12 protein-coding genes are annotated in these 13,758 nt (G+C 56.6%); 6 read left to right on the top strand and 6 right to left on the bottom strand.

The features are described 5' to 3' along the window. The first annotated feature begins 25 nt into the window (after positions 1 to 25). The 4 genes from ACR0BK_RS14630 (at position 26) to ACR0BK_RS14645 (ending at position 5,854) form a co-directional block, all read left to right on the top strand. Entirely contained in the window at positions 26 to 706 is a 681-nt protein-coding gene (locus tag ACR0BK_RS14630) for a GntR family transcriptional regulator (protein WP_480478132.1), read from the top strand. Between the two features lie 71 nt (positions 707 to 777). Next, complete coding sequence (locus ACR0BK_RS14635) at positions 778 to 2,292, top strand: aldehyde dehydrogenase (NADP(+)) (protein WP_480555190.1); 1,515 nt, start codon at positions 778 to 780, stop codon at positions 2,290 to 2,292. A gap of 397 nt (positions 2,293 to 2,689) precedes the next feature. Then, positions 2,690 to 3,589, top strand: coding sequence for a FecR family protein (locus ACR0BK_RS14640; protein ID WP_480555191.1), 900 nt, complete (start codon positions 2,690 to 2,692; stop codon positions 3,587 to 3,589). Between the two features lie 45 nt (positions 3,590 to 3,634). Further along, positions 3,635 to 5,854: a CHASE2 domain-containing protein gene (locus ACR0BK_RS14645; RefSeq protein WP_480555192.1), complete on the top strand. Its 2,220-nt coding sequence runs from the start codon at positions 3,635 to 3,637 to the stop codon at positions 5,852 to 5,854. 83 nt (positions 5,855 to 5,937) lie between these two features. Here ACR0BK_RS14645 and ACR0BK_RS14650 read toward each other — a convergent pair whose 3' ends face one another. The 6 genes from ACR0BK_RS14650 to ACR0BK_RS14675 all read right to left on the bottom strand — a co-directional run bounded on the left by ACR0BK_RS14650 (position 5,938) and on the right by ACR0BK_RS14675 (position 11,959). Further along, complete coding sequence (locus ACR0BK_RS14650; RefSeq protein WP_480555193.1) at positions 5,938 to 6,933, bottom strand: ABC transporter ATP-binding protein; 996 nt, start codon at positions 6,931 to 6,933, stop codon at positions 5,938 to 5,940. Further along, positions 6,930 to 7,964: a Gfo/Idh/MocA family protein gene (locus ACR0BK_RS14655; protein WP_480520593.1), complete on the bottom strand. Its 1,035-nt coding sequence runs from the start codon at positions 7,962 to 7,964 to the stop codon at positions 6,930 to 6,932. The genes ACR0BK_RS14650 and ACR0BK_RS14655 overlap by 4 nt, the downstream gene beginning before the upstream one ends. Further along, positions 7,961 to 8,800, bottom strand: coding sequence for a carbohydrate ABC transporter permease (locus ACR0BK_RS14660; RefSeq protein WP_267366204.1), 840 nt, complete (start codon positions 8,798 to 8,800; stop codon positions 7,961 to 7,963). Before ACR0BK_RS14660 ends, ACR0BK_RS14655 begins: the two co-directional genes overlap by 4 nt. 12 nt (positions 8,801 to 8,812) lie before the next feature. After that, on the bottom strand, positions 8,813 to 9,727 hold the full coding sequence (locus tag ACR0BK_RS14665) for a carbohydrate ABC transporter permease (RefSeq protein WP_480520595.1): 915 nt from the start codon (positions 9,725 to 9,727) through the stop codon (positions 8,813 to 8,815). 66 nt (positions 9,728 to 9,793) lie between these two features. Next, complete coding sequence (locus tag ACR0BK_RS14670; protein ID WP_480520597.1) at positions 9,794 to 11,047, bottom strand: ABC transporter substrate-binding protein; 1,254 nt, start codon at positions 11,045 to 11,047, stop codon at positions 9,794 to 9,796. A gap of 24 nt (positions 11,048 to 11,071) precedes the next feature. Next, positions 11,072 to 11,959: an N-acetylmuramic acid 6-phosphate etherase gene (locus tag ACR0BK_RS14675; protein WP_480555194.1), complete on the bottom strand. Its 888-nt coding sequence runs from the start codon at positions 11,957 to 11,959 to the stop codon at positions 11,072 to 11,074. Between the two features lie 166 nt (positions 11,960 to 12,125). Here ACR0BK_RS14675 and ACR0BK_RS14680 point away from each other — a divergent pair, with 166 nt between their 5' ends. Continuing rightward, entirely contained in the window at positions 12,126 to 13,004 is an 879-nt protein-coding gene (locus ACR0BK_RS14680) for a glucosamine kinase nucleotide-binding domain-containing protein (RefSeq protein ID WP_480555195.1), read from the top strand. Next, complete coding sequence (locus tag ACR0BK_RS14685) at positions 13,001 to 13,756, top strand: GntR family transcriptional regulator (RefSeq protein WP_480478115.1); 756 nt, start codon at positions 13,001 to 13,003, stop codon at positions 13,754 to 13,756. The genes ACR0BK_RS14680 and ACR0BK_RS14685 overlap by 4 nt, the downstream gene beginning before the upstream one ends. Positions 13,757 to 13,758: the final 2 nt, after the last annotated feature.

Consider the following 13,758-nt stretch of genomic DNA (forward strand, 5'->3'; position numbering starts at 1 on the left):
TACCCAAACAAGTGGCAGGAAAAATATGGCAGGAAAGCGCGCAATAACCAAGCAAAGCCTACCAGATGTCATCGCGAACGATCTTCGTGAGCGGATACTGAATGGTGAACTTGCCGAAGGTGAAGCTATTCGCCAGGAAGCTCTGGCCGAGGAATACGACGTATCGCGGATGCCCATCCGCGAGGCCCTGAAGCGTCTTAACGCTGAAGGCCTGATTCAATGGGCCAATAATCGGGGCGGATCAGTCACTAAACACTCCCTGAATGAAATCGGAGAGATATTCGACCTTCGAATGCTTATTGAAGTCGATCTTTTCCGCAGAGCCATTCCGCAGATGACATCTGCCGACTTTGCACGATGCAACGACATATTGACACAGATGGAAGCGTCTTATGACGAGAATGACGTCGGGAAGTGGGGGATCCTGAACTATCAATACCACTCCGCCCTCTACGCGGCATCGCAGAGGAAACTGACAAATGAATTGCTGGATCGCGTCAATCTGCAATCAGACCGCTATGTCCGAATGCATCTGAGCGTTATGAAGCAGCGGGAACCGGCGAAAAAAGAACATCGAGAGCTGTTGAAACTGGCGCAAGCAGGGAACGTCGACGAAGCCTGTGACATGCTAATGCGGCACATCCGGCGAACAAAGGAACAGCTGCTGGAAATGATCGTGGCAAAACGCGCCATGGAAGAGACCTAACAGGGCGCTTGATTGTCCCCCTTAATTGGATACATTATCCATAACTTTAGAATCGTAGATATGGAACATTCATGACCTGCTCCCCTCATGGTAAGCACCTCATCGCTGGAAATTGGCTTTCAGGTGACACGGTTTTTCAGTCACAGCCCGCTTTTGGATCTTCACACAGTTTTTCGGTGGGGCGTCTTCAAGATGTTGATGCAGCTGCGGAAGCTGCCGAAGAAGCGTTCTGGAGCTATGGTTTTTCGACCCGGGAAGACCGCGCGGCATTTCTGAATACCATAGCAGATGAGATCGAAGCCCGCGCCGAGGCGATTACTGCAATAGGCACGCAGGAAACCGGCCTGCCCGAGGCCCGTCTGCAAGGGGAGCGGGGTCGCACATCGGGCCAACTTCGCTTGTTTGCCACACATATTCTGAGCGGTGAGTATCTGGATCGTCGCCACGACGGCCCGTTGCCAGACCGCTCGCCGCTGCCGCGCCCGGATCTGAAAATGATTCAGCGCCCTATTGGCCCTGTCGCCGTATTCGGTGCTTCGAATTTCCCTTTGGCCTTTTCAACTGCAGGCGGCGACGCCGCAGCCGCTTTGGCTGCTGGGTGCCCCGTTGTCGTAAAAGGGCACAGCGCTCACCCGGGCACCGGTGAGATCATAGCCGAGGCCATACATGCTGCCATCGAACGCTGCAAAATTCATCCCGGTGTTTTCAGTCTGATTCAGGGGGGTGACCGGACCGTGGGTTCCGCTTTGGTACAACACCCGCTGATCAGGGCTGTCGGATTCACTGGCTCATTGGCTGGTGGTCGGGCACTTTTCGATCTGTGTGCCGCGCGTCCTGAGCCAATCCCGTTTTTCGGTGAACTTGGCTCGGTCAACCCGATGTTCATTCTCGATGCTGCGCTGACGAACCGGGGCGACAACATTGCTCAGAACTGGGCGGGGTCGCTGACCATGGGCGCAGGTCAGTTCTGTACCAACCCCGGGGTCGCCGTTATGCTGGCGGGTGCAGCAGCGGACCGCTTCGCTGAGACCGCGCGAACCGCCCTGTCAAAGACACCCGCGCAGACCATGCTAACCGACGGCATCGCCGACGCTTATCGAGCTGGTCAGGCAAGGATCGCCAATACAACAGGTGTGCAGGAGGTTCTGACCTCGATGTGTGGCCAACGCACCGCGTCCCCGCACCTGTATCGCACCAATGCTGTGAACTGGCTGGCAAACGAAACCCTTGGTGAAGAGGTTTTTGGCCCGCTAGGCGTTATTGTGACCGCCGAAACGCCTGACGAAATGCAGGCCGTCGCACACAGCCTGCAAGGTCAGCTGACCTGTACACTGCATATGGATGATGCGGACATGGACACCGCGCGGTCCCTGATGCCGATCCTCGAGCGCAAGGCCGGGCGTGTGCTGGCCAATGGCTTTCCCACGGGCGTCGAGGTCTGCGACAGCATGGTGCATGGCGGCCCCTACCCCGCTTCGACCAATTTCGGTGCTACCTCGGTTGGCACATTGTCAATCCGGCGGTTCCTGAGACCAGTGTGTTACCAAAACATGCCAGACGCTTTGTTACCCGAACAATTCCTCTGATCCTTCAACAACACGCTGCAAAAGCATCAAGGCTCATCGCGAGAAAAGCGATGAGCCAAGTGCCCTATGCGCGAGTTTGACGGATACTGCGCTTTGGCCTGTTCAGTTGCTTTGCTAAACACCTGCCAGTTAGCCCCACTTACGGCTCTCTTTTCCATTGGTGTTAGCATGTTGTTCATACCTACTGACCATGGCGGAGACCATCGCCCACATATCCGTAAGTGTTTAAGCTGGTAAACGCGGATCAAAAAACAACTTGCTACAAATACACACCATAATGCATAAATATTGCTAGCATTTTAGAGCATTTGAATAAGAATAACACGTTTCTGGGGGCAAAAATCGAGCTTGGCGCGCTTCGCGCTTACTTAGACCCGTCGGGGGAAGGGGCTCTGGTTTGACTTGGTTAAAGATTGTGTTGGTTGTATTTGTTGTCGCGCTCATGCCGGCGCAGGCCCTTGCCAACATCGGAACAGTTATCAGCGCCAAGCAAGGCGCTCAGATCATTCGCGCCGGAAACACTCAGCCTGTCATTTCAGGAATGGACGTTGAATCAGGCGATACGATATCTACAGATCACAGCGGTTTGGTACAGATCGTATTTGTGGATGAAACAAAAATTGCCGTTGGCCCCAATGCGCATATGGTGTTGGACGTGACTATGCTGCGCGGCAATCGAAAGGCCAAAAGCTTTGCCGTGCAGGCCTTGGGTGGCAGCTTTCGATTCATTTCCGGCAAAAGCCGAAAAGGTGCATATTCGATCAAGACACCGACTGCGACTATGGCAGTTCGTGGCACAACTTTCGACATGTGGGTCGTATCACAAACCCAGAGTGCAATGCTTGTCCTGCACGGAACGGTTCAAATGTGCAGTGCACAGGGGCCTTGCAGGTCCACAGGCCGCGTATGCAGCATGTATGCCACCAGTGGAGGCGGGAAAGTCGGGCGGCCTGCTGATCAGGCGCAGTATGATCAGGCGCTGAAATCTGGTTTCCCATTTGTTCAGTCGCAGGAAGGCCTGCTGCCTCCATTGCAGGTGAGGGTTGAGGGGTGTTCTGGCGAAGGTGCACCCGTGCAGCAGGCCAAAGTCGACAGGGCCGACATTCGCAGAACTGCGCCGCAGCCGCGCGCAATCAGCGTCGCAGCACCGCCATCGCCCCCGTCACAACCAGAGCCGGAAGTAGAACCCGAACCGGAACCGGAAGAGCCTGAACCGGAAGAGCCTGAACCGGAACCAGAAGAGCCTGAACCGGAAGAACCGGAACAACAGGAGCCGGGAAACGAACTGGTCCAATAGCGCTTTTGACCAATTGGGCTTTGCCTCACCTTTTCGGAGAACGACGTGAGCAACGAGAAGCGCAAAACCAAGACAGGGAAATGGGCGTTCCGCCTTGTCGGATTGTGTCTGATCCTGGTGGGCTGTTTCATCCGGGTCATGGATCCCTATCCGGTGCGAATGGCCCGTCTGATCTATTTCGACGTTCTGCAAAGGTCATCTCCGCGAGAGTTCAATCCCGACCTTCCCATACGGGTTGTAGATATTGACGAAGCCTCTCTGGCCAATTGGGGGCAATGGCCCTGGCCCCGGACTCTGGTGGCGCAAATGGTTCAGAATCTGGGTGAATACGGTGCTGCGGCTATCGCATTTGATATGTTGTTCGCTGAGCCTGACCGGTTTTCCCCCTCACGGCTTCTGAACGATCCGTCTCTGGAAGGGGTTCTTACAGTTGAACGGCACGCTCAAAAGCTCGATAACGATGTCTTGCTTGGGATGGAAATCGCCTATTGGCCGGTCGTTCTTGGGACTGCCGCACGAATGTCGGCGGAGGGAAACCCCATCACTGCAAAAGCAGGTATCATTGAATTCGGTGAAAATCCCGCCGCGGGTCTAATTTCAGTTCCTCATTGGACGCCAATTGCGCCTCCGTTGGACCGGACCGCGGCAGGTATTGGTGGGGTCAACGTCTCGCCCATCGGGGGAACAGGTATCATGCGCCGCGTGCCGGTTCTTTGGCGCGGGCCGGATGGGTTGTTGCCGGGTCTGTCAATTGAAGCCCTGAGAGTTGCCTTGGGCGAGACCAATATTGTGGCCGAAGGTGCACAGGATGAAACAGGCATCATGTTGGCGGTTGAGGTCGGGGGATACCGGATACCAACAACAGAAAACGGCGAGATTTGGCTGAGATACAGGCGCGATGCGCCCGAGCTGTATATTTCGGCCAACGATATCCTCAAAGGCTCGGATGATGCGGACGTTCGGGCGGAAGTTGAGGGGCGGATCATACTGATCGGAACGTCGGCCGCCGGTTTATTCGATATGCACCAGACGGCGCTTGGCGAGAGCGTTCCCGGCGTTTCAATTCACGCCCAGGTGCTGGAACAGGTCCTGACCAACGAAATGCTAAGCCGCTCGGATGTGACCGCTGCGCAGGAAATGCTTGCCTTCGCCTTTCTCGGGCTTGTCGTGATTGCCGTCATGTCCAGTTTTGGTGCGGTTGCATCTTTCATTGCAGGCGGTGTCGCCGCTGCCGCCGTTCTGATATTGAGTTGGCTGGTCTTTCAAAACCAGTCGGTTTTGTTCGACGCCACGTTTCCGCTTATCGGTGGCATGGCTAATTTCGGGCTGCTGGCAGGATATCTTTTCCTGTCTACCGAACGGGAAAAGCGCAAAATCCGAAAAGTCTTTTCTCATTACGTCGCCCCGGAGATCCTTGATGAGATGGAAGCCTCGGGACATCAGCTGCAATTGGGAGGTGAGACGCAGGATATCACAGTGATGTTTTCCGACATCCGGGGTTTTACACCTTTGTCTGAGTCCGCATCTGCCACCGAGCTGGTCTCGCTGCTGAATGCGCTTTTTTCCAGTATCGGCGACCAGATACTGGCTGAACGAGGAACCATCGACAAGTTTATCGGCGACGCTGTTATGGCGTTCTGGAACGCGCCTTTACCTGTCGCTGACCACCCGTGCCGGGCTGCATTAGCCGCGCTGAAGATGCGGCGCGCTTTGGCAGAGTTCAATGCATCCGACATCATGCGAAACCGCCCCCCTATCGCGCTGGCAACGGGGCTTGCGACCGGACAGGCCTGCGTCGGCAATATCGGCTCGCAGAAACGGTTCAACTATACGGTCATCGGTGACGTCGTGAATGTCTCAGCGCGGATCGAACAATGCTGTCGAACGGTCGACTACGACATCGTCGTTTCAAACGGCGTCCATGAAATCACGCATGGGAATCTGGCCATGTTAGAGGCCGGGCATGTTGATCTGAAAGGCAAAGCCAACCCGGAATCCGTCTTTGTTTTGGTGGGCGATCAGGCCCTGTTGCAAACAGCGGCGTTCCAGGAACTCAGGGTTGCACATGCAGAGCTGATTTTGGCGATCACAAATCGACACCCTAACAGCCTGGTCAATACCTTGTGCCAACAGTGCGAAAATCTGGCTGAAGACATCGAGCCCGGCTTGCGTCAGTTCTACAGGGCGCTGTCCGGTCGTGCCGCTGACTTCCGGTCGAACCTGCCATCCGGGCAATTCATGTTCACACGCCACAATCTTGGATAACCAGTCATGTTTTCCAGCGGTTGCACTCTTTGGGTCACGCTCACACCAGAACAAACTGGTGCAGAACGGGTCGAAAACTGCCGTTACTGTAATCTCTGTCCGTCATTCCCGAAGTAATATGCGCGGCTAGGATCAAACCCGAATTGTACATCGTCACCCGGGGCAATCGCGTACTGGCCAAACAACCGGACTGTGATTGGCACGTTGCTGGTTTGCAGAATGACATTGGTATCACCACCCAACTGTTCAACATGTGAAACGGTGCCGGCAATCGGTCCGCCGCTTTCCAAGCGGATGTCCTCCGGGCGCAGCCCAAGTTCACGCGCATCGCCCGGGGTCAGGCTGTCTGCGGGCAGAAAATTCATGGAAGGTGAACCAAGAAATCCGGCGACAAAGCGGTTTGCCGGGTTGTTGTACAGCTCCATCGGGGTGCCGACCTGTTCCACCCGTCCGTCGCGCAGCACCACAATCTTGTCGGCCAGTGTCATCGCTTCTGTCTGATCGTGCGTGACGTAGATCATCGAAGCCGAGAGTTGCCTGTGTAGATTTGCAATCTCAATCCGGGTGTTCATGCGCAAAGCGGCATCAAGATTGGACAGCGGCTCGTCGAACAGAAACAGCTTGGGTTGGCGCACGATGGCGCGACCGATGGCAACACGCTGGCGCTGCCCCCCCGACAGTTCGGATGGGTAGCGGTCAAGGTAGGGCTCCAACCCCAGCATCCGGCTCGCCTCGGCGACGCGCTCGTCGATCACGGCTTTCGGCTGGCGTTCCTGTTTCAGGGCAAGGGTCAGGTTGCCGCGTACATTCAGGTGCGGATAAAGCGCGTAACTCTGGAACACCATGGCGATGCCGCGTTTCGAGGGCGGGGTCAGATTGACCTGCTCGCCAGCAATTCTGATCTCACCCGATGTGGCGTCTTCAAGCCCTGCAATAACGCGCAGAAGAGTGGACTTTCCGCATCCGGAAGGGCCGACAAAAACCACAAACTCGCCGTCCTCAACCTCAAGACTGATGTCCTTCAGGACCTCTACATTGCCAAAAGATTTGTGAATGTTTTTCAGTGACAGGGCGGTCATTGGCTGGTCTCCTCAAGAGAAACGGGTTGGCCGGTGCGGATGCTTTGGTCAGCGGCCAGGCAGATTGCAAGGGATTGTACGGCGTCGGACATGTGGCGGGTCAGGTCGATATCCTCGGCGATGGCGCGCAGCATATAGGCTTGTTCAGCATCGCAGAGTTCCTGATGACCGGGCTCATCAGGCATGTCGATAGTCCGGTCGCCCTGCGGCGTGTGAACCAGAAGGCCACCAACCTTGGTATGACCATCGATGTCTGCTGACGCGCCCTTGTTTCCGTCGGTGATCGAAACAGACCCGTTGGGCGAAACGATGTCCTTCACGAAAAACGCAGTTTCGGACATCATCGGACCCCAGCCAGCCTCGTACCACCCGATCGAACCGTCATCGAACACCACCTGAAACTGGCCGTAATTGTACATGTCAGGCGCGATCTCATCCGACAGGCGCAGTCCCATGCCATGGACGCGAACAGGCTTTGCATCGGTGATCTGGCACATCACATCGACATAATGCACACCACAATCCACGATGGGTGACGTGGTCTGCATCAGGGCCTTGTGCGTCTCCCACTCAGGCCCTGAGGATTGTTGATTCAGGTTCAGACGGAACACATAGGGGCCACCCAGAGTGCGAGCCTCGGCGATCAGGCGCATCCAGGATGGGTGGTGGCGCAGGATATAGCCCACCACCAGCTTTCGGTTCAGCCGCGCCGCTGTTTCGACCACACGCCGCGCATCGACAACGTTGGTGGCGAGTGGTTTTTCGACAAACACATGGGCACCCGCCTCCATCGCAGCGCAGGCGTAATCCGCGTGACTGTCCGAATAAGTCGCGATAACAACCAGATCCGGTTTGGTTTCGGTCAGAGCGGCTTCAAAACTTGAATACACCGGATAGCGCGTCAGATCAGAGTGATCCACGCGGCCGGATCGGTTCACCAGCCCGACAATCTGCGCGTCCGGGTGATGGTGATGTGCCAGCGCATGGCTCAGCCCCATGTTCCCAAGGCCTGCGATCAGGACGCGAGTCATTTCACCGCTCCTGACGTGATGCCGCGGATAAGCTGTCGCGAGAAGATCACATAGAGGATCAGCACCGGCAGGATCGCCATTGAAAGGGCTGACAGGACCGCGTTCCAGTCTGTCACAAACTGACCGATGAAGACCTGGCTGCCCAGTGTCAGTGTCTTGGTCTCTTCCGCAGGAGCCAGGATCAGCGGGAACCATAGATCGTTCCAGATCGGGATCATGTTGAACACGGCAACCGTTGCCATTGCCGGACGCACCAGCGGCAACACAAGCCGAAAGAAGATTGTGTATTCGCTTAGCCCGTCGATACGGCCCGCATTCTTGAGGTCGTCACTCACCTGTTTCATGAACTCGCTTAGGATGAACACCGCCAAGGGCAGGCCCTGCGCCGTATAGACAAGGATAAGTGCCCACAGCGTGTTCACCAGCCCGGTCGCCACCATCATTTCCAAGATGGCCACGGTGCCGATGCGGATCGGGATCATGATTCCAAGCGCCAGGTAGAGACCCATAAGCATGTTGCCCTTGAACCGGTACTCACTCAGCGCATAAGCCGCCATTGCGCCAAACAGCAGGACCAATGTCAGGGATGCAACAGTCACAATCAGAGAGTTCTGGAAATAAAGGAAGAAATCCCCCTGCTTCATCACTGTCTGATATCCGATCATCGAAAAACTGTCGGCATCGGGCAGCGCCAGCGGTTCGCGAAAGATCGCCTTGCGGGTCTTGAAGCTGTTGATCAGGATCACGAAAACCGGAAACAGTGCGATCAGCGTATAAAAGATCAGTGCACCATGCATCGCGAAGGTGTTTAGCGGGTTGGAGCGGGCCTTGTTCATGTCATCTGCTCCTTACAGCTGGTACCGGCGCATCCGGGTCTGGATGCCGAATAGGTAGACACAGACACCCAGCAGGATAATTGCAAACATCGCACCAGCAATGGCCGAACCCATATGCGGATCACCTAATTGCAGCTGGAAGCCAAAGAATGTGCGATACATGAAGGTGCCAAGAATATCGGTCGAGAAATCAGGCCCCGCCAGAGCACCCTGTGCAGCATAGATAAGATCGAAAGCGTTGAAATTGCCGACAAATGTCAGGATTGAGATGATCCCGATCGAGGGCAGGATCAGCGGCAGCTTGATCTTCCAGAAGGCGCTTGTACCGGTGATGCCATCCACTTCCCCGGCTTCCAGGATTTCCTCGGGGATCGACAGCAAGGCCGCGTAGATCAGCATCATCGGGATACCGACAAACTGCCAGACCGAAATCAGCGCCAGAGTGGTCAGAGCGTATTCCTCCTTCCCCAACCACGGCGCAAAGAGGGATTTCAGCCCAACCGCGTCCAGCATCGAAGGCGCGATGCCCCAGATGGGCGACAAGATCAATTTCCATGCAAACCCGACAATCACAAAGCTGAGGATTGTCGGAATGAAGATCGCCGACCGATAGAGCACCGCAAATCGCAGGCGCGGATGGCTGAGCAGTGCGGCCAGCGCGACGCCGATAGGGTTCTGCACCAGCATGTGAACCAGAAAGAACCAGAAATTGTTGCCCAGCGCATTCCAGAACTGTTCCGACCAGATCGGATCGAAAAACAGCGTTTGAAAGTTCTGCAGTCCAACAAATACGCGGCTCTGGTCGACCTCAGAGTAAAGGGCCAGACGGAGCGTATTGAACAGGGGAAAGATCATCACCGCTGTGTAGACAAGTACGGCTGGTGCCAGAAACACGACGATATGCCAGCGGATGCGGGGGCGGGTCATGGGGAGCGCTTTCAATGGAATGCTGGGCGTACCCGGGCAACTCATGCTGCCCGGGTATGGTTCAGCTTACTGATGTGGTGCGTACCACGAGGCGAGGCCTGTCTGCAGTTCTGCACCCAGCTCTTCGGGCGACTTGGCACCTTTGATCGCGGCAACGGATGCACCCCAGGTCTCATTCTCGAGGTTTGGTGTTCCGCGCGACAGGATTTGGTAGGTCGAGCGGATGGTCGATTCACATTCTTCACGCCAGCCGACGATCTCCTTGGCCAGCGGGTCCTGCAACTCGACCGGAGTGCTCGACAGCGGGAAGAACCCGGGCAAAGCGTTGCCGAAGATCTCAGCAAACTCAGGGCTTGCGACCCAGGTCAGGAATGTTTCAGCGGCTTCAGGATTCTTCGTAGCCGCGTTCATGCCGATGCCGATATCCGTATGGTCCGAGATATAGCAGGTGTCGCCCGCGTTCTGAACCGGAGGCTTGAAAGCTCCCATCTCGAAATCGGCTTGTGCGTTGAAGCCGGAAATCTCCCATGATCCCGCAGGATAGATGGCTGCGCGGCCCAAAGTGAAGATGTTCTGGCTGTCGGGATAGGTCTGTGCTTCGTAGCCATCACCCAGATACGCACCCCAGCGGGCCAGCGTTGCGTACGGGGCTGTCCAGGCTTCGTCGGTCAGCTTCTGTTCGCCTGCGATCAACGCCTGACGACCTTCTTCACCCTTCCAGTAGTTCGGCCCGATGTTATTGTAACCCATCGTGGCAGCTTCCCATTGGTCGTTGGTACCCATCGCCATTGGGATGTAAGTGCCGTCTTCCTTGATTTTGTCCAAGGCGGCAAAGAACTCGTCTTCCGTGGTCGGCACTTCGAGCCCCAACTCGGCAAAAGCGTCCTTGTTGTAGATGAAGCCGTGAATTACCGACGCCATCGGCACGCAGAAGCTGGCCGAACCGTCATCCGTCTGCCAGGCAGACTTTGCAACGTCCGAGAAGTTGTTCATCGCCTCGACCGAGGACAGATCGGTCAGGTGACCAGCCTCATAAAGCGCCAACGAAGCATCGAAGGGGCGGCAGGTAATCAGGTCACCGGCAGACCCCGCATCAAGTTTCGAGTTCAAAACCGCGTTGTATTCTGCCGGAGCAGACGGCGTGAACTGGACTTTGATGCCAGGATGCTTTGCTTCAAAGGCCGGGATGATCTGGTCCTGCCACAGGGTCAGGTCATCGTTACGCCAGCTTTCGATGGTCAGCGTGACGTCTTCGGCATAGGCGGCAGAGGCTAACAGCGTCCCACCAAGCAAGGCCAGTTTCAGGCTATTACGTTTCATTGTACTCTCCCATTTGGTTTGCATTTATTTATCAGGTGTCAGTGCCGCGCTCAGAACTCCGCCCGTTTCTTTCAGGCGCGCATCGGCTGCCGCCAGTGAAACGCCGCGAGCAGCGATAAGGATGGCGGATTTGGCGTCTCCTTGCGCTTGTGCCAGGGCGTTTTGGGCGGTGCTTGCATCAACTCCGGCGATCCGGGCGACGATGCCGGTCGCACGCGCCCGCAGCTTTGCATTGTCTGCTCGCAAGTTGACCATCATCCCGTCATGAACATGACCCAACTTGATTGCCATAAGGCTGGAAAGCATGTTCAGCGCGATTTTCTGGGCTGTACCGGCGCCCATTCGGGTTGAGCCTGAAATCAGTTCAGGCGGGGTGGCAAGCAGAATCGCGTGATCGCATTGCGCCAAAAGTGGGCTGCCCGGGTTGTTGGCTATCCCGATCGTGCAGGCACCCGCAGCACGCGCAAGTCGCGCCGCCTCAAGCGTATAAGGAGTGCTGCCGCTGGCAGAGACAGCAATGACCGTGTCGTTGCACGTAAGTCCGGCCAGCCCTTCAACCAGCCCATCGGTGTCATCCTCGGTTCCACCGGGCATATGCGCGGATTGCGGCAGCCCTCCGGCCATCAGGATACGGATACAGTTTTCGTCGATACCGAAAGTGCCGCCCAGTTCCATTGCATCAGCCGCAGCCATCAGCCCCGAAGACCCCGCCGCCGCGTAATACAATGAACCACCTGATGCCAGACTGCGGGCCATGGCGTCGGCACCGTCGCAAATCGCACGCAGGGCGCCCTGCGGGGCACCGGCCGCTTCCTGTTGACCCCTGCACAAGGCCAGCGCCGCTTCTTCCAGCGGTCGGTTGCCCAAATCATATGCGTCCGGGTGGAGTTGTTCGGTAATGTGTGGCAGCACGTGTTTCTCCTCGTTGCCAGAAAGCATACCTATACAATACCATTTGTCCACTAATTTTTTTTCAGCCGCTATTGGCCTTATTAATCAATGTATTTTTGATCTTTCTGCCCTTATTGGATTTACTTTGGCATTTACATTACAGCATAGGCATTATATAGGTATCATCATGCTTAGGTCGAAAAACAATCCAATCATCGCAGCAGATGGCGGCGGAACGACCTGTCGGATCGCCTATGACGATGGGGAGCAGCGGCTGGTGGTCGAGGTTGGCCCAGCCAACGTTGCCAGCGATTATGACGGTGCGATTGCACGTCTGAAAGACGGCTTGAAAATGCTTGCGACCAAGCTCAGTGTTCAGCCCGACACCTTTCGGCCCCTGCCGGCGTATTTTGGACTGGCTGGTGTTACCGGTGAACAGATCGCCAAGCGAGTGGCCGCGGATTTGCCGTTGGACAGTATACTGGTCGAGGATGATCGTCACCCTGCGCTGGCGGGTGCGCATCAGGCAACCGACGGTGCAATCGCCCATTGCGGGACGGGTTCTTTTCTGGCCCTTCAATCGCAAGCCGGCCGACGCTTTGCCGGTGGCTGGGGCTCCGTGCTGGGGGATGAGGCTTCTGCTCAGTGGATTGGGCGCAGAGCGCTTTCGGTGACGCTGGATGCATGGGATGGGCTGGTGCCAAAATCCAACCTGACTGAGGCCTTGCTGAACGAATTTGGAAGTACAAGCGGCATTGTCGCTTTCGCGGCTGCGGCCCGACCTCATGAATTCGGCCAAATTGCGCGACAGGTGACAGCGGCAGCAAGGTCAGGGGATGAACGGGCGGTTTCGCTTATGCGCGAAGGCGCCGTGCATCTTTTGCAGGCACTGGAAGCAATGGGCTGGACGCCGGCCATGCCATTATGCCTGACCGGGGGTATTGGCCCACATTACGAGGCGTATCTGCCGGATCGTGCGCGTGGCGCAGTAACAGAACCCAAAGGTGCGCCTATCGACGGAGCCATCGCGTTGGCCCGGGCTTTTCAAGTGGAGCATTCGGCATGAACGCAGCTTCTTTTCTGGCTTCTGACGACTGGCTCGAAAACAGCGGAGGGCCGCGCTATGTCCGGCTGCGCCAGCGGCTGGAAGAAGGCATCGACGCTGGTGTCCTTCCCCCGAATTCCTCATTACCGCCCGAGCGCGAAATCGCCGAGATCACCGGCCTGTCCAGGGTCACCGTGCGCAAGGCCATTCAGGAATTGGTGAAACAGGGCGCAATCGTACAGCGGCAGGGTTCCGGATCTTTCGTGCGGAACGCCGCGCCGAAATTAGAACAATCGCTTTCGCATCTGACTTCGTTCAGTGAGGACATGCGCCTGCGCGGCATGGAGTCAACCTCCAAGTGGTTGGAACGGGGCGTTTTTCTGCCATCACCCGAGGAAACGGCGGTACTCGGGCTGCCCGCTGACGGACAGGTGGCCCGCATTTGCCGCCTGCGAGAAGCTGGCGGGCGCCCCATGGCAGTCGAACGTGCCTCGTTGCCATTGGACATTCTGCCAAACCCACTAGCCGTGCGCGACTCACTCTACGATCTTCTGGAAGAAAACGGCTGCCGACCAGTTCGCGCTATCCAGAAGATTTCCGCCGTTAATCTTGAGGCTGAAGATGCCGCTCTGCTCGGTGTCGCCGAAGGCGCAGCAGGGCTGAGCATCCAGCGGATTTCCCATCTGGAAGGCGGGCGCGTCGCCGAGTTCACAAAATCCAACTATCGCGGCGATGCCTACGACTTCGTGGCTGAGCTGCGACTCACTCCATGATC

The organism is Ruegeria sp. AF1 (genome assembly GCF_056542125.1).

What these genes read in the sequence shown, in the direction of transcription:
- ACR0BK_RS14660 (WP_267366204.1), bottom strand. Translation starts at nt 8,800, where the DNA reads ATGAACAAGGCCCGCTCCAACCCGCTAAACACCTTCGCGATGCATGGT.
- ACR0BK_RS14685 (WP_480478115.1), top strand. Translation starts at nt 13,001, where the DNA reads ATGAACGCAGCTTCTTTTCTGGCTTCTGACGACTGGCTCGAAAACAGC.
- ACR0BK_RS14665 (WP_480520595.1), bottom strand. Translation starts at nt 9,727, where the DNA reads ATGACCCGCCCCCGCATCCGCTGGCATATCGTCGTGTTTCTGGCACCA.
- ACR0BK_RS14680 (WP_480555195.1), top strand. Translation starts at nt 12,126, where the DNA reads ATGCTTAGGTCGAAAAACAATCCAATCATCGCAGCAGATGGCGGCGGA.
- ACR0BK_RS14635 (WP_480555190.1), top strand. Translation starts at nt 778, where the DNA reads ATGACCTGCTCCCCTCATGGTAAGCACCTCATCGCTGGAAATTGGCTT.
- ACR0BK_RS14670 (WP_480520597.1), bottom strand. Translation starts at nt 11,047, where the DNA reads ATGAAACGTAATAGCCTGAAACTGGCCTTGCTTGGTGGGACGCTGTTA.
- ACR0BK_RS14650 (WP_480555193.1), bottom strand. Translation starts at nt 6,933, where the DNA reads ATGACCGCCCTGTCACTGAAAAACATTCACAAATCTTTTGGCAATGTA.
- ACR0BK_RS14630 (WP_480478132.1), top strand. Translation starts at nt 26, where the DNA reads ATGGCAGGAAAGCGCGCAATAACCAAGCAAAGCCTACCAGATGTCATC.
- ACR0BK_RS14655 (WP_480520593.1), bottom strand. Translation starts at nt 7,964, where the DNA reads ATGACTCGCGTCCTGATCGCAGGCCTTGGGAACATGGGGCTGAGCCAT.